General features: G+C 73.5%; 9 protein-coding genes. 6 read left to right on the plus strand and 3 right to left on the minus strand.

The window, feature by feature from the left end; translation table 11 throughout:
• Window positions 1–3: 3 nt before the first annotated feature.
• Both WMF27_RS39040 and WMF27_RS39045 read right to left on the minus strand, forming a co-directional pair.
• Window positions 4–1083, minus strand: a complete 1080-nt coding sequence (locus WMF27_RS39040; protein ID WP_437763818.1) for an ABC transporter ATP-binding protein — start codon at window positions 1081–1083, stop codon at window positions 4–6.
• A gap of 39 nt (window positions 1084–1122) precedes the next feature.
• The gene (locus WMF27_RS39045) at window positions 1123–3066 is read right to left on the minus strand and encodes an alpha-amylase family glycosyl hydrolase (RefSeq protein ID WP_437763817.1); all 1944 of its coding nucleotides are present in this window, start codon (window positions 3064–3066) and stop codon (window positions 1123–1125) included.
• 614 nt (window positions 3067–3680) lie between these two features.
• Here WMF27_RS39045 and WMF27_RS39050 point away from each other — a divergent pair.
• The 4 genes from WMF27_RS39050 to WMF27_RS39065 all read left to right on the plus strand — a co-directional run bounded on the left by WMF27_RS39050 (window position 3681) and on the right by WMF27_RS39065 (window position 15061).
• Window positions 3681–7214, plus strand: a complete 3534-nt coding sequence (locus WMF27_RS39050; RefSeq protein WP_437763816.1) for an AAA-like domain-containing protein — start codon at window positions 3681–3683, stop codon at window positions 7212–7214.
• A 379-nt stretch (window positions 7215–7593) separates the two neighbouring features.
• On the plus strand, window positions 7594–11295 hold the full coding sequence (locus WMF27_RS39055) for a protein kinase domain-containing protein (protein ID WP_437943425.1): 3702 nt from the start codon (window positions 7594–7596) through the stop codon (window positions 11293–11295).
• Window positions 11292–14447 carry a hypothetical protein gene (locus WMF27_RS39060; RefSeq protein ID WP_437763814.1) on the plus strand — a complete coding sequence of 1052 codons (3156 nt, stop codon included), beginning with the start codon at window positions 11292–11294 and terminating at the stop codon, window positions 14445–14447. Before WMF27_RS39055 ends, WMF27_RS39060 begins: the two co-directional genes overlap by 4 nt.
• On the plus strand, window positions 14447–15061 hold the full coding sequence (locus WMF27_RS39065) for a hypothetical protein (protein WP_437763813.1): 615 nt from the start codon (window positions 14447–14449) through the stop codon (window positions 15059–15061). Before WMF27_RS39060 ends, WMF27_RS39065 begins: the two co-directional genes overlap by 1 nt.
• Before the next feature lie 76 nt (window positions 15062–15137).
• Here WMF27_RS39065 and WMF27_RS39070 read toward each other — a convergent pair whose 3' ends face one another.
• Window positions 15138–16661 carry an MFS transporter gene (locus tag WMF27_RS39070; RefSeq protein WP_437943426.1) on the minus strand — a complete coding sequence of 508 codons (1524 nt, stop codon included), beginning with the start codon at window positions 16659–16661 and terminating at the stop codon, window positions 15138–15140.
• A 515-nt stretch (window positions 16662–17176) separates the two neighbouring features.
• Here WMF27_RS39070 and WMF27_RS39075 point away from each other — a divergent pair.
• On the plus strand, window positions 17177–18235 hold the full coding sequence (locus tag WMF27_RS39075) for a tyrosine recombinase XerC (protein ID WP_437769952.1): 1059 nt from the start codon (window positions 17177–17179) through the stop codon (window positions 18233–18235).
• Complete coding sequence (locus WMF27_RS39080; protein ID WP_437763811.1) at window positions 18232–20544, plus strand: sulfatase-like hydrolase/transferase; 2313 nt, start codon at window positions 18232–18234, stop codon at window positions 20542–20544. Before WMF27_RS39075 ends, WMF27_RS39080 begins: the two co-directional genes overlap by 4 nt.
• Window positions 20545–20772: the final 228 nt, after the last annotated feature.

The raw sequence follows: 20772 nt of genomic DNA on the forward strand, positions 1-20772 counted from the left end.
GCCTCACGCTTCTCGCAGGCTCAGCCCGGAGCCCGCGTCGAAGAGGTGCACCTGGCGGAGCGCGACCCGCACGGTGTCCCCCTTCGCGACGCGCGCGGCCGGGTCGAGGCGGGCCACGAACGGCGCCCCCGCGACGGTGCCGTGCGCGTACGACTCGGCCCCGAGGGCCTCGACGATCGCCACCTCGAACGGGGCGCCGTCGTCGCCCGACGCGAGGTCCACCTCGTGCGGGCGCACGCCGACCGTCACCTGCCGCCCGGACGAGAGCGCGCCGGGGAAGTCGGCCGCGTCGACGTCGATGGCGAGGTCGCCCTGGGCCGCGACCCACCGGCCGCCCCGGCTCTCCAGGCGCGCCTCGACGAAGTTCATGGCCGGGCTGCCGAGGAAGCTCGCCACGAACCGGGTGCGAGGCCGGGCGAAGACCTCGAGGGGCGGCCCCGACTGCTCGACGACGCCCTTGTTGAGCACGAAGATCTCGTCGGCGAGCGTCATGGCCTCGACCTGATCGTGGGTGACGTAGACGCTGGTCGCGCCGAGCCGATCGTGCAGCTTGCGGATGTCGACCCGCACCTGCGCGCGCAGGGCGGCGTCGAGGTTCGAGAGCGGCTCGTCGAACAGGAAGAGCTGCGCCCGCCGCACGATGGCCCTGCCCATGGCCACGCGCTGCCGCTGGCCGCCGGAGAGCGCCCGGGGGTGCCGGTCGAGGAGCGGGCCGAGCCCGAGCATCTCCGACGCCTCCTTCACGCGCGCCTCGATCTCGGCCGGCGGCGTCTTCCGGAGCTTCAGGCCGAAGGCGAGGTTCTCGCGCACCGTGAGGTGCGGGTAGAGGGCGTACGACTGGAACACCATCGCGATGTCGCGATCGCGCGGCGAGAGCCGCGTGACGTCGCGTTCGCCGAGCGCGATCGTGCCGTCGTCTGCCTCCTCGAGCCCGGCGAGCAGCCTCAGCAGCGTCGACTTGCCGCAGCCGCTCGGCCCCACGAGGACGGCGAACGAGCCGTCGGGCACGTCGACCGAGACGCCGCGCAGCACGTCGGTCTGGCCGAATCGCTTGTTGAGTCCGCGCACTTTGACAGACGCCATGTTGGAGGCTCTCTTGGAAGGGAGGAGTGCCAGGCAGGATCAGAGACCATGGATGATCTGGTCTTCCGGGATGAGCAGCGCCCCGCTCACCGGAGGCAGCTTGACGGTGACAGCGCCGTTCGCGCCCGCCCTATATGTCTTTTTTTCGGGCGAGAGCACGTCGACGAGCACGGTCCCCCGCGCCAGCCCCGTGGTCATCGCCGCCCCGTTGAAGCGCGTGGCGCTCAGCTTCCGAGGGTGCGTGTTGAGCACCACGAGCGCATAGTCGCCGTCCGGCTCCCCCCGCTCGAACGCGAAGATCCCCGCGTCCTCGTCCCCTTCGCCCGTCCGCTCCGTCGACCAGCGCACCCGCTGCTCGCCGAGGGTGAGCGCCTGGTAGCCCCTGCGCAGCGCCGTGAGCCGCTGGACCCACCGGAAGAGCGGGTGCTCCGTGTCATAGCCGCTCTCCCAGAGGTCTTCGCGGTTCGCCGGATCGTCGCCGCCGCTGAAGCCCTGCTCCGTGCCGTAGTACAGGCAAGGGATGCCTTCCTCCGTGAAGAGGAACAGGAGCGCATTCTTGAGCGCCGCCTCGGGATCGGCCTTGAAGGGCGAGGCGCCCGGGCCGACATGGAGGAAGCGCGGGACGTCGTGGTTGTCGATGAAGTTGACCAGCGCCTTCAGCGGCGGGACGCCGATGCCGTTCGCGTTCGGCTCAGCGCCGTAGTTGAGCGCCCGCGCGTCCCAGAGCGCCTCGATCCGCCGCGTGGCCCGAGCGTCCCGGAAGACGTCGCGGAAGACCCGATAATGCTGGGGGAAATACAGCACGGAGTCGACCGAGTCCCCCGTGATCGGCGCGGCGCCCGGACAGCCCCCCTCCGCCTCGTCGCCGTTCTCGCGCTCGAGATCGCCGCCGAGCGCTTCGTCGTGCGGGTGGGCCGGGACCTCGTGCCTCGTGAAGCTGCCGACGAGGTCGTCCTTGCCGTCGAAGGCCTCGCCGAACATGAAGAAATCGGTCTTGCCCATCGCCGCCAGCTGCAGCCGGACGTTCTGCGTGAAATAGCGCCAGAACTCGTGCTCGACGTGCTTCAGCGTGTCGATGCGGAACCCGTCGACGTCGGTGAGCTCGACCCAGCGCACGAACACGTCGACCATCGCCCGCTTCACGTCGCAGCGGGAGGTGTCGATGTCCTTGAGGCCGCCCGGGAGATCCCCGTGCACGAGCTGGTCGACATCCTCGAAATCGAGGATGCGCCCCTTGCGGTTGTAGACCTCGGGGTCCTGGAAGAGCTCGGGCTGCGGCGGGAGGTGGTTGGTCGCGGGGTCGTGGCGGAAGACGATCGGCGCCGGACGCGACTTGCCGAGCGACGTCCGCGCCTGGACGCCGCGGGGGTCGAACTCCGGATCGTACTCGTTCACGGCCGCGTGCTGGAGGCGCCCGTCCTCGCCGCCGCCGCGGGCGTCCTCGTCGGGCCGCCCATTCTCGTTGATGTCATAATAAAACAGCTGGCCGACGTGGTTCGTCACGATATCGAGGATGACCTTCATGCCGCGGCCGTGGGCCGACGCGACGAGCCGGCGCAGCGACGCGAGGTCGCCGAAATGGGGGTTCAGCTCGGTGAAATCCTGCGTCCAGTAACCGTGGTATCCGTCGACGCCGGCGTCGGTCTCGACGTTCTTGACGATCGGCGAGATCCAGAGCGCGGTGACGCCGAGCTCCTCGAGGTAGGGCAGACGCTCCTCGAGCCCCTTCCAGTCGCCGCCGTGCCACCTGCCCGGCGCCGAGGACACCCGGGTGTTGTTCCCCGCGTCGCCGTCGGCGAAGCGGTCTGTCAGCACCTGATAGATGATCTCCTCCCGCCAGTCGCTCGCGTGGGCCCGGAGCGAGGCCGACCGCGTGGGCTCCTCGTCGAGCTCGGCGCACGCCGCCGCGAGGAGCGCGAGCGAGGCGGCCCCGGCCGCCCGCGCCGTCCGCCAGAGGGAGCGTCTCGATCGCCGCCGGTCCATCGTGTTCACCTCAGCTCCGCGTGTCGAGCCATCACGCATCCACGCGAGCCGGCACACGCGCCGGACGAGAGCCCATCTCGACGGATGAGCCCGACGGGCAGCGGCGCGGCCGGCGCGAGCGCGTCCGGGCCGCCCGCGCGCTCCGGCAGGCGCTTCTGGAATGTCAGGCAAAGCCGTAGTGCCTGCAGGAGCCTTCCGAGCCGCGGAGCGCAATGCGCACACGAGCAGCGGCACGGCGGCCAGCGCGGCCACGACGTGATTCTGCCCCGCCCTCAACACCCCTCGCACGGCGCGAACGCTACACCAGCAGCAGCGGCGCGGTCCACGATTTCTGGACGTAAAAGCGGGTTTTCGCGGCACGACACCACCGACGCACACGCAATCGCGCCGCGCGCAACACCGTCGCGCAGGCGCACAGCCGGGGCCGGGCCGCGCGCGTCGCCGGCGCCTTCGCCGGCGAATCCCGATCATGTGAGCGCCAGCCCATCCGGTCGACGCGACATTCGCGTGACATTCACCGCGCCGCCGCGAGCCCTATTGTTTCACCGCGGACGCCTGCGACGCGGGCTGTCGTTCCGTTGACGGTCCTGGCGTCGCATGGCACCGTCAGATTCGTGACCTTCTCGGCGCCTCCCGACCTCGATCAGGCGAAGGCCAGTGCCGGTGATCACAGGCGCCGGTTCCAGGCGGGCGGGACCGTGGGCGAGGGCGCGATCTATATCGAGCGCCCCGCGGACAAAGAGCTCTTCGAGGCGCTCCTGCGCGGAGAGCTCTGCTATGTGCTGTCGACCCGACACATCGGGAAGTCCAGCCTGCGACTCCAGGTCTCGACGCGGCTCCGCGCCGCGCAGGTGGAGTGCGCGAGCGTCGATCTCGGGGCGCTCGGCACCGACACCACCTCGCCGGTGAGCTGGTACCTCGGGATCGCGTCGGAGATGGCCGAGCAGCTCGGGCTGGAGCCGCCGGACGAGTTCTGGGATGCCCACTGGCACCTCGGGCCGGCGCACTGCTGGTTGCGCTGGCTCGAGGACGTCGTGCTCGTGGAGATCTCCTCCGCGATCGTCCTGTTCATCGACGAGGTCGACGCCACGCTGTCCCTCCCGTTCTCGCGGGACGATTTCTTCGCCATCCTCCGGGCCTTCGTGAACCGGCGCGCGGAGCGCCCCGCCAACGCCCGGCTGACCTTCTGCCTGCTCGGGGCGGCGGCGCCCTCGGAGCTCGCCGCGGATCCGGCGCGCGCGCCGTTCACCACCGGCCGCCCGATCCGGCTCGACGACTTCACCCGCGCCGAGGTGCGCGGCTTCCGCGCGGGCCTGGAGGGGCTCGTGGCCGACCCCGACGCGCTGCTCGACGCGGTCTTCGCGTGGACCTCGGGGCACCCCTACATGACGCAGCGGCTCTGCGCGGATCTCGCCGGAGAGCGGCGCGATCTCGACGTCGACGAGGCCGTGGCGCGGCGGTTCCTGGACCAGGGCCGGACCGAGGACCCGAACCTGCGCCACGCGGAGCGGTGCCTGGAGGCGCAGGGGCCCCGCTGCGGGCGGGCGCCGGCGCTCCTCCGGCTCTACAAGCAGCTGCTCGACGGCCACCGGGTGGGCGTCGACGCCGGGGACCCGGTCCAGCGGGCGCTGCTGCTCTCGGGGCTCTCCGTGGAGCGGACGGCGGCCTCGGGCGCGCCGTACCTCGACGTGCGCAACCGCGTCGTCCGCCAGGTCTTCGACCGGGCGTGGGTGCTGTCGCGGGAGGCGGACCGGGCCACCAGGGAGCCGCTCGCGCGCTGGCTGTCGCACGGGCGGAGGGACGACTACGTCGTGGGCGGCGCGGCGCTCGCGGAGCTCACGTCGTGGTGCGATGGGCGGGCGGACCTCTCGGCGGAGGAGAGGGCGTTCCTCTCCGCCTGCGCGCGGGCGGAGGGCCAGAAGCGGTCGGCGCGGCGGCTCGTCACCGTGCTCGCCGTCGCCGTCACGCTGCTCGGCGGCCTCACCCTCGTGCTCCTCTGGAAGATGGGGAAGGAGGAGCGGGCGCTGGTCCGCGCGCAGCAGGAGTCGCGCGAGAACGGCGCCCGGCGGCTCGCGGCCCAGTCGGCGAAGGAGCGCGCCGAGGGCCTGCTGCCCCGCGCGCGCCTGCTCGCCGTGGAGGCGGCCCTCGCCGCCCGGGCGAGCGGCCGCCCCGCGGGCCCCGCCGTGGTGCAGGCGCTCGGCGACGCGGTCTGGGGCCCCGCCGTCGACCAGGAGGTGCTCGTCGGGCACGGCGGCGCGGTCCACCACGCGGCCTTCAGCCCCGACGGCCGCCTCGTCGCCACCGCCTCGGCCGACGGGGCCGCGAGGATCTTCCGCCTGGGCGGGCGCGACGAGCCGCTCGTGCTGCGCGCCCCCACCTCCGCCGGCGTCGTCGCCGTCGCCTTCAACCACGACGGGAGCCTCCTGGCGACCGCGTCGACCGACGGCGCGGTGCGCCTGTGGCGCCCCGACGGCCACGAGGTTCGCGCGCTCGGGACGAGGGACGCCGCGCCGACCAGCGTGGCGTTCAGCCCGGATGGCAGCCGCGTCGTCGCGGGGACGACGGGCGGCGCGATCTACGTGTGGCGCCCCGGCATGGAGGGCGAGCCGCCGCTCGTCGTGCCCCTGGGCGAGCGGCTCATCCGGCGCGCGGTGTTCAGCCACGACGGGGCCCGGATCCTCGCCACGGCCATCAGCGGGACCGTCCACGTCGTCCGCGCCGACGGGCACGGCGCCCCCGCGGCGCTGAAGGGGCACGGGCCGGGCGTCGAGAGCGCGGACACGAGCCCGGTGGACGACCGCATCGTCCTCGCGACGGGCGACGGAACGGCGCGCATCCTCGGCGCGGACCGGCGTGAGCCCGTCGTCCTCCGCGGGCACGAGGGCGCGGTGCGCAGCGCCGCGTTCAGCGCCGACGGCGGCGCGGTGGTCACGGCCTCCGCGGACGGGACCGCGCGCGTCTGGAGCAAAGGCGGCAAGGGCGCGCCGATGGTCCTCGAGGGCCACGAGGGCGTCGTGAACAGCGCCGCCTTCAGCCGCGACGGCGCGAGCGTCGTCACCGCGTCGGAGGACGGGACCGCGCGGGTGTGGCGGCTCGGCGGGCCGGGCGAGCCGCTGCTCCTGCGCGGCCATGAGGGGCCGCTGACCGGCATCGCCGTCAGCCACGACGGCAGCAGGATCGCCACCGCCGGGACCGACAAGACCGCGCGCGTCTTCCGGGCCGACGGCTCGGGCGAGCCCGTCGTCCTCCGCGGGCACGCGGAGCACCTGCTCAGCGTCGACTTCAGCCCCGATGGGAGCCGCCTCGTCACCGGCTCGGCCGACAGGACGGCGCGGATCTGGCGCGCCGATGGGCGGGGCCAGCCGATCGTGCTCGGGGTCCACGACGACCGGGTGGTGGGCGTCGCCTTCAGCCCGGAGGGCACCCGGATCGTCACGACCTCGTGGAACGGCATCCTGCGCGTGTTCGAGGACGGCGTCCCGGGCGAGCCCGTCGTGCTGCGCGACGAGCGCGCGGGGCTGCTCCGGGCGGCGTTCAGCCCGGATGGCCAGCACATCGTGGCGACGTCGGGGCCCGACGTGAAGGTCTGGCCCGCGGACGGCCGCGGCGCCCCGCGCGTCCTCCCGTCGGGGTACGAGGACCGGGCGATCGCCGCGATCGCGGTGAGCCCGGACGGGAGCCACGTCGCGATCGCCGCGCTCGACGGCTGCGTGCGGCTGCTCCGCGTCGACGGCCAGGGCCAGCCCCTCCTCCTGAGCGGCCTCGGCGCGGCGGTCCGGACCGTCGCGTTCAGCAGCGACAGCGCGCGCCTCGTCGCGGTGTCGAGCGACGGCATCGCGCGGGTGCTCCCCGTCGACGGGCAGGGCGAGGCGATCACCCTCCGCGCCGAGGGCGTCACGCTGACGGACGCCGTGTTCAGCCCCGACGCCACCCGCGTCGTGACCGCCGCGAACGACGGCGCGGCGCGCGTCTTCTCGATCGCGGCCGAGTCCCTGATGGCGCGCGCGTGCGCCTACGCCGGGCGCAACTTCACGCGCGAGGAGTGGGCGCAGCTCATGCCCGGCATCGACTACCGGGCCACGTGCCCCGAGTGGCCAGGCGCCCCCGAGCAGGACGCCGGCGCAGCGCCGCGGCTGGACGTGCGCTGAAGCAGGGAATCGTCGGTGATTGTCCGGGCGTGTCGGCGCGCTCCGCGGCGGGCCGAGATCGTCTCTATCGGCTGCACGCGTAAACTCGGGTAGTGGTCAAATTGGAACATGAAGGCGGGAAGGCGGGAAGAAAACCTTAATGATCTTCTCGCCTTCCCGCCTTCATGTTGACTCTCTCCGGGCAAACTTGACCACTGCCTAGACTTGAACCGCGACGCGAGGCGCCTGGCAGCAGCCCCACAGAATGCTTCTCCCACCATTATTCCGTGGGGGCGGATGCCCTCGTCATGGTTCGCGCTTCAGCGGGAACCATGTATGCTCGGCCAGGCTTGCTCGCCCTCTGCCGCGCACTGCGCGGCCCCTGATCGCTGCCCGGTCTATGGCCCCGCTCGACCCGCACGCCGAGGAGCCCAACCTCGTGGACACCGCCGCTGCGCGGATCGGGACAGCCCTGAACGCCAAGTGGCGGCTCGACGATCTGCTCGGCGTCGGCGGCATGGGCGCGGTGTTCGCGGCGACCCACCGCAGGGGGACGCGGGCGGCGGTCAAGGTCCTCCACATCGAGTTCGCGCGCAACGGCGAGCTGCGGGACCGCTTCCTGCGCGAGGGCAAGATCGCGAACCGGGTCGATCACCCGGCGCGCGTCGCCGTGGTCGAGGACGACCTCAGCGACCGCGGGGAGCCGTTCCTCGTCATGGAGCTGCTCTCCGGCACCACGCTCCAGCGGCTCGCGAGCAGCGCCGGCGGCACCCTCCCGCTCGCCCAGGTGCTGCCCGTCTTCGACGTCGTGCTCGATCTGCTCGAGAAGTGCCACTCGCTCGGCATCGTCCACCGCGACATCAAGCCGGCCAACATCTTCGTCACGAGCGCCGGCCACGTGAAGGTCCTCGACTTCGGCATCGCCCGGATGCGCGACCCCGAGCGGCAGGCCACGCGCGCGGGGCTCACGTTCGGCACGCCGGCCTTCATGTCGCCCGAGCAGGCGATGGGCGTGTCCGGCATCGACGGCCGGTCCGACCTCTGGTCGGTCGGCGCGAGCCTGTTCACCCTCCTGTCGGGCAAGCGGCTCAACCGCGGCCGGAGCGAGTCCGAGTCGTATTTCCTCGCCGCGACGCAGACCGCGCCGTCGATCGCGACCGAGGTCCCCGACCTGCCGGTCGAGATCGTGGCGTTCGTCGACAAGGCGCTCGCCTTCGAGCGCGGGGGCCGCTTCCAGAGCGCCGCCGCGATGCGCGGCGAGCTCCGCCGGCTGACGGCCGCGCACGCCGCCGGCCAGCTGACGCCCTCGCGCGAGAAGAAGGCGCCGCGCGTGCTCGTCCGCGGCAACGACACCATCGACGAGGACCAGGATCCGCCGTCGCTCGCGCTCGTCGAGCAGACCTGCCAGCGGCTCGTCGGCGTCTGGAGGCAGCTCGCGCTCGTGCTCAGCAACATCCGCCAGTACGGGTGGAACCACCCCCACGTGAACAAGGGCATCCACTTCGCGTTCGACGAGATCACGCGGACGCTCGCGCAGAACCCCTTCGGCGTCCGCTGGGAGGTCACCCCGAGCGCGTTCACCTCGGGCGGCCAGCCCATCTGGCAGCCCGACAGGCCCCCGTTCGATCGCATCCCCTACCAGCTCTTCGCCGACGGCGTCCGGAAGATCCAGATCAAGGCCGGCATCACCGAGGCCGAGCTCCGCGATTTCGCCGCCATCCTGCTCCGCGACCAGAGCTTCGGCATGGGCGAGGACGACGACGCCGTGACCGCGCTCTGGGACCGGCGCTTCGAGCACATCGCGTACATGGCGATCGACCAGTTCGCCGAGGGCGACGAGGACCTGGAGGATTTCGAGGAGCAGTGCCGGGAGGTCGCGGTGGGGGCGCGCGCCCTCGCGCAGATCGAGAGCCTGTGGGACGAGAGCTCGCTCGCGGGCAGGGCGCTGCAGCGGAACGTCGAGGCCGCGCTCGCGGAGACGGGCGCGGCCGCCTCGGCGCTCGCCATCGACCCGCTGACCCGGAGCACCCTCGGCGCCCAGATCGCGCTGCCGTCGGAGCAGTGGAACGAGCGCTACATGGACGCGTTCGTCGACGGCTACGTGGACGCCGTCCGGCACGGCGACGAGGACCGCATGACGGGGGCGCTCACCGCGTGGACCGCCGACCAGATCGTCCTGCACAGCTACGAGCTCGCGTTCGAGGTGCAGACGATGCTCCGGCGCGCGTTCTTCGCGCGGCTCGACGGCATGCAGCGCGGCGCGGCGGGCGCGGCAAGTGCGGCAAGTGCGGCAAGTGCGGCAAGTGCGGCAAGTGCGGCAAGTCGATCGAGCGCCGCGCTGCCGCAGCTCTCGCCGCGCGCCGTCGACCGGGCGCTCGCGCAGGCGATGTTCCCGGTCGAGGCGCTCCGGGCGATCCTCAGCGATCTCGCGACGGCTCACCCGGAGGAGCCGTCGGCCACCGGCGCGGCGGGCCACGGCGTGGCGGCCGCGGGCGCCGCCCTCGGCGGCACGGCGGCCGCAGGCGTGGCGGCGCAGGCCGGCGTGGGCCGGAGCGCGGCGCAGGCCGGCGCAAGCCGGAGCGCAGCGCAGGTCGACGCAGGCCGGAGCACGGCGCAGGCCGACCCAGGGCGCAGCGCGGCGCAGGCCGGCGCAAGCCGGAACACGTTGCAGGCCGGTGCAAGCCGGAACACGTTGCAGGCCGGCGCGGGCCGGAGCGCGGCGCAGGCCGGCGCGAGCCGGAGCGTGGCGCCGCTCGACCCGGCGATCGTCGAGGGGCTGGCCCACGCGCTCGACGCGCTCGAGGACGGCTCGCTCTTCAGCGCCGCATGCCAGTGCCACGGCGCGGTGCAGTCCGAGCGCCTGCGCGAGGTCCTGTTCGCCTACATGCGGCGGTGGGCGCCGGGCCGGGAGGCCGAGCTCGGGGACCTGCTCTCTCGCGCCCCGGCCCCCCTCGCCCTGACGCTCCTCCAGCTGCTCGCGCAGCTCAAGACCCCCGGCGCCCTCGCCGCGCTGGAGGCCGGCTTCGCGAGCCCGCACGTCGAGGTGCGCATCAACGCGCTCGCCGAGCTCCCCGACGCCGCCACGGGCGAGGGCGGCTCCGCGGGCTCCGCCGCCGAGCGCGTCCGGGAGGAGCTCCAGAAGCTCCTCGACGACCCCGCGCCGCCGGTGCGCTGCGAGGCCCTGCGCCTCATCGGCAAGCTCGGCGTGCTCGCCGCGGGCCCGACGCTCGTGCGGCGGATCGTCGCGCCGTCGTTCCACGACCTCTCGGGGGCAGAGCGGCGGCAGTGGCTCGAGACCGTCGCGCAGCTGAACCCCGCGCGCGCCGAGAAGCTCGCGATCGAGCTGCTCGAGAAGCGCCAGCTCATCCCGTCCGAGGCGATCGAGCAGACCCGCGAGCTGGCCGCGCACTTCCTCTGCCAGGCGCGGAGCTACGAGGCGCTCCGCGCGGTCAAGGAGGCGACCAAGCCGCGCTGGTGGAACACCCCGCCGGTGCGCGACGCCGCCGCGCGCGCCGCGGTCGCGATCGCCGCGCGCCTCGTCGCGCCGACCCGCCCGAGCGAGCGCCCGCCGGCGCAGGCGCACCCGGACGCGAGCGCGCCGCCCTCCCGCGCGAAGCGCTCGTACTCGCCCGTCTCGGTCCGGCGCGTGAGCCCGGGCGGGCCGCTCAGCCTGCCGGACCCGCTCGAGCCGTGGAGCACCCCGCGCCCCGGGTCCATGACCCCGAACGGCGGCGACGCCGGCCGATCCGCCTACAGGCCGCCGCTCGTCTCGCCGGTGCCCGCCTCGGCGAGGGCCGCCTCGGCGCCTCCCACCTCCGTGCCGTTCAGCCGGCGTGGGCCGCCGCCTTCCTCCACGTCGTCGTCCACCCCGACGGCCGCGCCGCCGCCGATGCCGCCGTCGATGCCGCGCCCGGCCACGCCGCCGAGGTCCCCCACCCCGCCCTCGAGCGCCAGCGCCGCGCCGTACAGCGTGCGGCATGGCCCCGCCTCGTTGCCGTTCGGCGCGCCGTCCCGCACGGCCATCGAGCCTGCGCCCGGCAGCGCGGTGCCCTCGACGAAGCCGGCGCCGTCTCCGTCGCCCCGCGGCGGGAGGAAGCCGTGAGCGAGGAGAAAGCCAACCTCCACGAGAGCACCGGCGACACGGCGATCTCGGGCGTGAAGGCCGACGGGCGGCGCCGGGCGGCGCTCGGCCTGGTGCAGATGATCTACCGGCTCGCGAAGGCGTGCCTCCTGCACAGCGACTCGAACCAGGCGGTGCTGTCGCTCGTTCCGTCCGCGATCGACAGCATCGTCCAGTTCTGCGAGCTGTCGGGGAGCGAGGCCGCGACGATCGTGTTCGCGGGCAACACCCTCTTCCTCAACGGCCAGATGCTCCGCGCGTCGCGCGAGACGTACGAGGTCGCCCTGGAGCTCGGCAGCTTCTTCGAGGCCTGCGACGTCTCCGAGCTCGTGCTCGACAAGGCGGTCCGTCGGGCCGAGCTCGCCGCCTTCGCCCGCCTCCTCGCCGACGCCCAGCGCGACCGCAGCATCGCCGCGCGGCTCCTCCAGTCGAGCCTGCGGGGCGTCCGCGTCCGCAAGCTCACGAACCCGTTCCCTGGCGGGGCCATCGACGGCGACGGCACCCGCATCGGCCGGATCAGCCGCACCTACGCGGCGGCGATCCTCGTGATGCGGTCGTTCTACGCGGCCCTGCGCTCGTCCCCGGCGATCCTGCCGCAGCGGGTGAAGCGCGTCGCGCAGAAGCTCGTCGCCGCGGCCGAGGAGGACGCGCGCCTCCTGCTCTCGGTCGCCGCCGGCAAGATCGCCGACCCGGACGAGGGGGGCCTCAGCGTGTCCACGGCGATCGTCGCGCTGGGCATCGCCCGGCAGCTCACGACCGACAGGAGGATGCTCGGCAGCCTCGTCACGGCGGCGCTGCTCTACGACGTGAGCCGGCTGCGGCTCACGGGGGTGCTCGCCGGCTCGGCCGACGAAGGGGAGCCTGTCGCGCGCTCGCTCCTCGAGCGCGGCCTGAGCGACGACGAGAAGGAGCGGCTGCCCGCGAGCGCGGCCGTCATGTTGACGGCGCTCGGCAAGCTGCACGCGCCCTCGATCACGCGCACGGTGATCGCCTACGAGGCGCTCGCGCTCCGGCAAGGCGGCCGGCAGGGCTCGCTCTACGGCGGCCGGCGCAGCCCCACGGTGCTCGCGCGCATCCTGGCGGCCGCCCGCCAGTTCACGGAGCTCCGGACGGCGCCGTTCCCGACGATCGAGACCGCGTCGGGCGGCGCCTCGTCGCTCGACGCCGTGCTCCAGCGCATGATCACGGGCGCCGAGAGCGCGACCGACCGGGCGATCGGCAAGCTGCTCGTCGGCGCGCTCGGCATCATCCCGACCGGGACGTTCGTGCAGCTGAGCACCGGCGAGCTCGGGGTCGTCCTCTCGACGCCGATGTCGCCCGCGCACTTCGCGCAGCCGCCGGTGCGCATCCTGTTCGACGAGCAGGGCCAGCTCCTCGGCGCGCCGTTCGACGTCGACCTCTCGGTGCGGGCGCCGGGCGCGGAGCCGTGCTTCATCGTCCGGCCCGTCGAGGTCGAGCCTCACCACGAGCGGGCGATCCGCGCCGCGTTCGGCTTCCGTTCCGGGAGGGGCGCCGCGGGGGTGGAGTCGCGCGTGACGGCCGCCGCGCCGGCGCTCTTCGGCGACGAGATCCCGCCGACGGAGCCGGGCGACACGCTCGCGCCGCGCGCGGTCCGCTCGGAGGAAGGCGCGCGCGCCGCGCAGGCGCGCAAGGAGGCCGCGTGGCTCGGCAGGCCGCTCGCGGGCTCCGCGCAGGCCGGGTCGTCGCCGACCAGCGTGCAGCCCCGGCATCCTGCGCCGGCGGATCGCCCGGCGCCGGCCGAGCGGGGTCGCGACGAGAACCTCATCTCGACGCAGCCGCCCCCCTCGACGGCGGCGGCGCGCGCGGCGATGGCCGTCCCTCCTCCGCCGCGGTTGCCGCGGGACTCGCGGTCCTTCGGGCAGGTCGCGTCGACGAGGTACTCCGTGCCGGCGCCCGAGCCGACGCGCCCGTCGCGGCAGATCGAGCGCCGGGACGACGCGCCGGCGCGGGACCCGGGCGTGGGCCAGCTGCCGACGATCGGCCCTCCGGCGGCGTTCCCGGCGTCGCGGAGGTCGGGGGATCTCCGGCTCGGCGCGTCGTCGCGCCGGTCGGATTCTCGAGTCGATCGGGAGGACTGGGACTGGGATGACGAGCTCCCGACCATCGATCCGCCGCCGCCGGGGCCGCCGCCGACCTCGCGGAGCCCTTCCTTCGCGTCCGAGCCTCCGCCCGCCAGCGCGCTCGATCACGCGCCCACGTACACCCCGCCCCGTCCTTCCAGCCACGTGTCGGACCGCGCCCCTGCCCCTCGCTATCCATCGCCCCGTCCTTCCAGCCACGCGTCGGACCGCGCCCCTGCCCCTCGCTATCCATCGCCCCGTCCTTCCAGCCACGCGTCGGACCGCGCCCCTGCCCCTCGCTATCCATCGCCCCGTCCTTCCAGCCACGCGTCGGACCGCGCCCCTGCCCCTCGCTATCCATCGCCCCGTCCTTCCAGCCACGCGTCGGACCGCGCCCCGGGCCACGCGCCGCCCCGCACCCCCAGCCCCACGCCGGCCCGTGCCTCCAGCCACACGTCGGACCGCGCCCCGGGCTACGCGCCGCCCCGCACCCCCAGCCCCGCGCCGGCCCGCGCCTCCAGCCACGCGCCGCCCCGTACCCTCAGCCCGACGCCCGCCCGCGCCTCCAGCCATGCGCCGGGCGGTGCCCCGAGCTACGCCCCGGAGCCTGTCCCGACGGAGCGGAACGCGCCGCGCGCGTTCTCCAGCGCCGGGTCCGGCTCGAGCCTGGACGACGCGGACCTGACGTGGACCGACGAGCTGCCGACGCTCGATCCTCCCCCGCCGCCGAGCACGGAAGAGCTCGAGCGCGATCGGCTGCTCGCGGCGTACCTGGCCGAGCGCACGCCCTTCCCGCAGGCAGGTCTTCATGAATGGAGCTCGGCGCCCAGCGAGGCGCCGGGGCGCGCCGAGGCGGACGTCGACGGCAGGTGGCGTGGCGACGTGCTGTCGCAGCGGCCGGCGCCCGACTCGCGGGTGATGGCGCCGATCACCATGGCGCCGACCAGCTCCAGCTCCTTCGGCGCCACGAGGCGCCCGCGCGCGCCCATCCCGCGGGAGGAGCCGGAGGACGACGGGGGTGATCCTCCGGCGCCGGAGGGGCGGGACCGCTGATGGCCTGGCCCGCTGCGGCGAGCCGTGGGCTCGCTGCGCTGCTGCTCGCCGCGCCGGCGTGCGCCGACAACGGCGTGGATCCCCCGCCGGTCGAGCACGCCTGCAAGCTCGGGTACCTGGGCAAGGAGGGCGCCGACATCCGCATGGAGGTCATCGCGCTCGACTCGAGCGACGCGGCGCACCCGGTGAGCGACGGCGACGGGATCGACATCATCATGCCGCCGCAGGGCGGGCGGGTGCTCTTCCTGGGCGTCCGCGCGACGAACCTGAGCGCCTGCGGCGTCCAGCTGTCCGGCTCGCTCCGCGATCCCGGGTCCGGGCGTGTGATGTCCGAGGCGAGGACGGTCAACCTCAGGCCGACCGGCGACGGCTGGGGAGCGAGCGTCGACGCCGACATCTCGACCTTCGCGAACGTGGGAGTCTGCCCGAACCACTGGTCGGGCAGCGACATCTTCGATCACGACTACGAGATCGAGGTGCAGGTGAAGGACAGGGAGGGCCGGACGGCGAAGCAGGTGCGGCAGGTCCGGCCGGCGTGCAACGAGCCCGAGTTCGAGGTCGAGTGCCGCTGCATCTGCAAGCACGGGTACGTCCTCGGCGAGGCGTGCGAGTAGGCCGGAGCGCCGCGACTCCAGCAGAGGAGTGGCTGATCCGAAGCGAGTTCGCCCGCGCCCGCGCGGCCCACGCGCCCTACACGTCGAGGTCCTTCCACCGCCTCGAGCGCCGGGAGAAGATCAGCATCCCCACGAGCGAAGCGACCCCGATCGCCGCGAACGAATACCAGATCTCGTAAGGCCGGTAGGTGTCCCAGAGCAGGCGCGTCGCCTCGGCGGCGTCGATGTGCAGCGTCTCCTGCAGCGTCCTGAAGGCCTGCTGGCGCGACACCCCGAGGAGCTCCGAGAGCGACGCCACGTCGCCGTTCCAGGCCTTCCCCTTGGCGAGATCGGTCTTCTCGGCGAGGTAGCGCAGGGCCAGCGTGGCCTTCTCGCCCCGGGTCCCATAAAGGATCCCCGCCATCTGCGCGCCGATCGCAGGGCCGATCGCCGCCGGGATGTTGATGTAGCCGAGGTAGAGCGCCTTCTTTCCCTTCGGCGCGATCAGCGAGAAATACTCGCTCTTCTTCGGGCCGGTCAGCATCTCGCCGATGGAGAAGAGCAGGATGCCCAGGAAGAGGACGTAGAGCGACGTCGTGGTCCCTGAGACGAGGATGCCGAAGATGGCGACGAGGATGCCCAGCGTCATCGCCGAGAGCACCTTCATCCTCGCCACCAGGAACGAGAAGGGCACGAGGAGCAGGACGATGCTCACCTGATTCACGTTGAGCACGTTCTCCTGCTTGAGCTGGACCCCGCGCGGATCCTTGATATCGAGCCACGACGCCGGGAGCCAGGGGTTGTTCTGCACGAAGGAGGTGCTGCTGATCCAGTCCGTGTAGAAGTTCGGCATCAGGTCCCAGAGCTGGTACATCATCAGCCAGAACCCCGAGAGCAGCAGGATCACGGTGATGAGCCGCGCGTCCCAGATGTTCTTGATCGTGTCCTTGAAGACCTTCCACGCCCCGGAGGTCTTGTCCGCGCCGGAGTCGACCTCCTTGTACGTGAACAGCATCAGGAAGTTCAGGGAGATGATGGCGGCGCAGCCGTAGAAGACCCACGGCCAGCTCTTGCCGTGGAGGTAGCCGGCGAGCGGCGGGCCGATCGCCGCGCCCACGTTGACGAGCCAGTAGAAGAGGCCCCAGCCGACCGACGAGTTCGACTTGTCCATCGACTGGGCCAGGGTGCCCTGGATCCCGGGCTTGAAGAGGGCCGTGCCCGTCGCGAGGAGGACCACGCCGAGCAGAAAGCCGGCGAAGCTCCGCTGCGTCGCCATCAGCAGATAACCGATGATCTTCAGCCACACCGTGATGAAGATCGTGCGCTTGTAGCCGTACCGGTCGGCGTAACCGCCGGTGACCATCGGGAGCAGCGACTGGATGAGGGCCCAGACCGTGTAAATGGTGCCCTTGTCCTGCTGGCTGAAGTGGAGCCCTCCAGGTTCGTCGGCCTGGGCGATGTAGATGGGCATGACGACACGCACGCCGTAGTAGGCCAGCCGTTCCCACATTTCCATGGTGCAGCCCATCCAGAAGGAGTGCGGCAGGCTCCTGATGGTCTGAGCAAAGGAAAGCTTCGGCGGCGCCTCGACGGCCGGCTCGCTCACGGCGGCGTTGGTCATTTCATGTTCCTCGTGCGCCCGGGCCCCGGGCAAGCCCTCGTACCACACCGAGAGCAGCGTACACACCTGGATCACAAGCGTGTCCCGACCGCGGTCCGTCAGGGGCAATTACGATTGAGCAGCTCCTTCGCAGCGAGCGAGCGGGCGCCGGTCTCACGCGCGTCGAGACAGCCGGTCTTCACCGCCTCGCTCTGCAGTCCGATTCACGGTTCGACAGCGCAGCTCATGGATCATCCTGGACAGCAGAACCGGGAGCGAGCGGCGCTCGCGCCATGCCGCCCACCGGGTGGGTGGTTCGCTCGTGATCCGTGAGGGGCGTTTCTTGTCAGGGCATGGCGAGACGCGCCTCGCGACCTCCACCTGCCTGCCGCGGGACGTGGCGACCGCGGTCCCCTCCGGCCAGCGCCCGCCTCCCCTGCCGTGCCGCGCAGCGGCGCCGGCCGAGCGGCGCTGCAGCTCTGCCGCCGGCGAGTCTTTGCCTGCGGCGCCGTCCTGGTGGTAGGGCAAACCCCGTGATGCACGCGCGGCGGAGCGGCGATCGATCCGGCGGGACCACGCTGGAGCAGGCGGTCGCGCGTTTCCTGACCTACCTCACGGCCGAGCGGCGGGCCTCGCGCCACACCGTGGCTGCGTACCGGCGCGACCTCGAGCAGCTCGCCCGCTTCGCCCGCGAGAAGGCGGCCGCGAACGCCGATCACCGCCCTGCGCGAGCGCGCGGCAAGGCCCCGGCCCCCGGCAAGGCCCCCGCCACCGGCGAGGCCCCCTCTCCGGACGAGGCCACGGCCGTGGATGGCGTCGACGTGCTCCTCCTGCGCAGCTGGCTGGGCTCGCTCGCGCGCACCCACGCGCCCGCCTCGATCGCGCGCAAGGTGGGCGCCGCCCGCGCCCTGCTGCGCTACCTGGAGCGGCGCGGCGAGGTCGACAAGAACGCGGCGGCCCAGCTCGCCCTGCCCAAGGTCCGGCGCCCGCTGCCCACCTTCCTCGACGTCGACGCCGCCGCCGAGGTCATGGAGATCCCCGGCGCCGAGACGGCCGAGGGGCTCCGCGACCGCGCCATGCTGGAGACCCTCTACGGCGCGGGCCTGCGCGTCTCCGAGCTCTGCGGGCTCGACCTCACCCACGTCGACCGGCGCCCGGCCGACAGGGCCGCGGTGCGCGTCGTCGGCAAGGGCGACAAGGAGCGGATCGTCCCGCTCGGCTCCCACGCCCTCGCCGCCATCGAGCGCTACCTCGAGCGGCGCGACGAGCTCGCCGATCCGACGACCGGCGCCCGCGACCCCCGCGCCCTCTTCCTGTCCCGCCGCGGCGCCCGCATCGGCGTGCGCCGCGTCCAGGCGCTGGTGCAGCGCTACGGCGCGCTCGGCGCCGGCCGGGCCGACCTGCACCCGCACGCGCTCCGGCACACCTGCGCGACCCACCTGCTCGACGGCGGCGCCGACCTCCGGGCCATCCAGAAGCTGCTCGGGCACGCCTCGCTCGCCACCACGCAGCGGTACACGCACGTCTCGATCGACCACCTGCTCAAGGTCTACGACGCCGCTCACCCCATGGCGCGGAAGCGGGGCCCGACGTGAAGCGAGCCTCGAGCTCGCCGGGCCCCGCGGTCCCGACGCTGGCCCGCGCGTGGGCGGGGCGGCTCGCCAGGAGCGCGCTCGGCGCCAGCGTCTTCGGCGTCGTGGCCGCGTCGCTCGACGCCGGGTGGGCCACGGCGGGCGCCGGCGACGACGCCGCCTTCCAGCTCGCCACCTACCTCGCCGACATCGGGGTGTTCGCGCCCGTCGCGCTCGTCGTCGGCCTGCTCGCGGGCGCCTCCGCGATCGTGGTCGACCCGTCGAGCCCGCCGTCGCCGGCCACGCTCATCGGCGCGCTGCGGGTGCGGGCGATCGGCCGGCCCGCCGACATCGCGGCGTTCGTGCCGCTCGCGGTGCTCGCGGCCTTCCTCTGGATGACCCTGTCCGCTCACCTCGCCCGCGCCCTGCTCGGCCTCGAGGCCGCGCCCCTCCTGGTCGGCACCGCCGTCGCCGCGGGCGCGCTCGGCCTCGGCCTCATCGCGGGCCTCGCCGTCCTCGCCCTCACGCCGCCGCTCCGGCGCGCGCTCGCCAACGCCAGCGACGGCCGCCCCGCCTGCGTCGATCCGGCGGTCACGGGCGGCGTCGCGCTCGCGATCGCCGCGGCCCTGTTCGCGCTCGGGGTCGCCACGGGCGGCGTCTCGGGCGAGGGCGGCTTCCTCGGCATCTACGGCATCTTCAAGCGCCCCGAGCTCGACCTGCGCGCCCCGGCGCTCCTCCTGGTCGTCGCGCTCGCCGCCTTCCTCGCGCCGGTCGCGGTCCGGACGGTTCGCGCGCCGGCCGCGCTCCTCGCCGCGCTCCTGCCGCTCGCGCTCACCGCGCGCGCCGCCTCCGCGCTCAACGAGGAGCCCGCGGTGGCGCAGGCGATCGAGCGCGGCGCGCCCGTCGGCGGCAAGAGCCTCGCGGTCCTGCGCCGCCTCGCCGATCGCGACGGCGACCGCGCGGCCGCCCTCTTCGGCGGCGGGGACTGCGACGACCACGACGCGCGCGTCCACCCGCTGGCCGAGGAGATCCTCGACAACGGCGTCGACGACGACTGCTCCGGCGGCGATCTGACGGCCGCGGCGCTCGCCGCGCTCGCCCCCGCCCCGAAGGCGGCCCCGCGCGCCGACTCGCGCGGGTCGTACGCCGCGCGCCTGCCGGCGGACCTGAACGTCGTCCTCGTCACCGTCGACACGCTCCGCTGGGACCTCGGCTACGCGGGCAACCCGCGGCCCGTGTCGCCGAACCTCGACGGCCTCGCGGCCCGCTCCACGGTGTTCGAGCGCGCGTACTCGCTCGCGTCCTACACGGGCAAGAGCATCGGCCCGATGCTCATCGGCAAGTACGGGAGCGAGACCCACAGGAACTGGGGGCATTTCAACAAGTTCAGCGAGGAGGACACGTTCGTCGCCGAGCGCCTGAAGCGCGCCGGGGTGCGCACGATGAGCGTGCACGGGCACCGCTACTTCGGCAGCTTCGGCGGGCTCGATCGCGGCTTCGACGTGGTGGACATGTCCGCGGCGCCGCCGGAGGGCGCGCCCTGGGACGTCGACAACAAGGCGACGAGCCCCGCGCTGACCGACGCCGCGCTGCGGCTGCTCGGGTCGGCGGACAACACGTCCGGGCGCTTCTTCCTGTGGGTCCACTACCTCGACCCGCACGCCGACTACCTCCGGCACGACGGCGCGGCGGGCTTCGGCGCGGCCTCGCAGCGGGATCTCTACGACGGCGAGGTGGCGTTCACGGACCGGCACATCGGCCGGCTGCTCGACGCGATCGCGGCGGCGCCCTTCGGCGCGCGCACGGCGATCGTCGTGACGAGCGATCACGGCGAGGCGTTCGGCGAGCACAAGATGTTCCGCCACGGCTTCGAGCTCTGGGAGGAGCTCGTGCGGGTGCCGCTGGTCGTCCACGTGCCGGGCGCGACGCCGTCCCGGGTCTCGGCGCGGCGCAGCCTGATCGATCTCGCGCCGACGCTGCTCGATCTGATGCGGGTGCCCGGGCCTGCCGAGGGCGCGCCCGCGAGCGACTTCCTGTCGGGCGCGTCGCTCTTGCCCGACGTGTTCCTCGCCCCGGGCGAGCAGGCCCAGGCGCGCGACGTGCTGATCGACATGCCGGCGGGGCCCTACAACGACGCGCGGCGGTCGTTCCTCCGCGGCGACATGAAGCTGACGATCTCGGGCGGCGCCCGGTTCGAGCTCTACGACCTGGCGAGCGACCCGGAGGAGCGGAAGAACCTCTGGGGCACCCCGGCGGCGAAGGAGATCGAGCCGTACTACGCGGCGGCGCGGGCGCGCCTGCGCGAGATCCACGTGACCGGCGCGCGGAAGTGACCGGCGCGCGCGTGGTGCGGGGGTCGCTGCGGGTGCTGCAGGCGTGAGCGGGGGAAGGGGGTGCGACTTGGCACCCCGGCTCGCACGGTAGGACCCCTATTTCCAGTTTCACATGCGGGTTTCGGTAGTGGTCAAATTTGAACATGAAGGCGGGAAGGCGGGAAGAAAACATGAATGATCTTCCCGCCTTCCCGCCTTCATGTGGACTCTCTCAGGGGCAAAGCTGAC

Origin of the sequence: Sorangium sp. So ce281, assembly GCF_051527395.1 — a bacterium.
GTDB classification, from domain to species: domain Bacteria; phylum Myxococcota_A; class Polyangia; order Polyangiales; family Polyangiaceae; genus Sorangium; species Sorangium cellulosum_B.

What these genes read in the sequence shown, in the direction of transcription:
- WMF27_RS39065 (WP_437763813.1), top strand. Translation starts at nt 14,447, where the DNA reads ATGGCCTGGCCCGCTGCGGCGAGCCGTGGGCTCGCTGCGCTGCTGCTC.
- WMF27_RS39045 (WP_437763817.1), bottom strand. Translation starts at nt 3,066, where the DNA reads ATGGACCGGCGGCGATCGAGACGCTCCCTCTGGCGGACGGCGCGGGCG.
- WMF27_RS39040 (WP_437763818.1), bottom strand. Translation starts at nt 1,083, where the DNA reads ATGGCGTCTGTCAAAGTGCGCGGACTCAACAAGCGATTCGGCCAGACC.
- WMF27_RS39070 (WP_437943426.1), bottom strand. Translation starts at nt 16,661, where the DNA reads ATGACCAACGCCGCCGTGAGCGAGCCGGCCGTCGAGGCGCCGCCGAAG.
- WMF27_RS39075 (WP_437769952.1), top strand. Translation starts at nt 17,177, where the DNA reads ATGCACGCGCGGCGGAGCGGCGATCGATCCGGCGGGACCACGCTGGAG.
- WMF27_RS39055 (WP_437943425.1), top strand. Translation starts at nt 7,594, where the DNA reads ATGGCCCCGCTCGACCCGCACGCCGAGGAGCCCAACCTCGTGGACACC.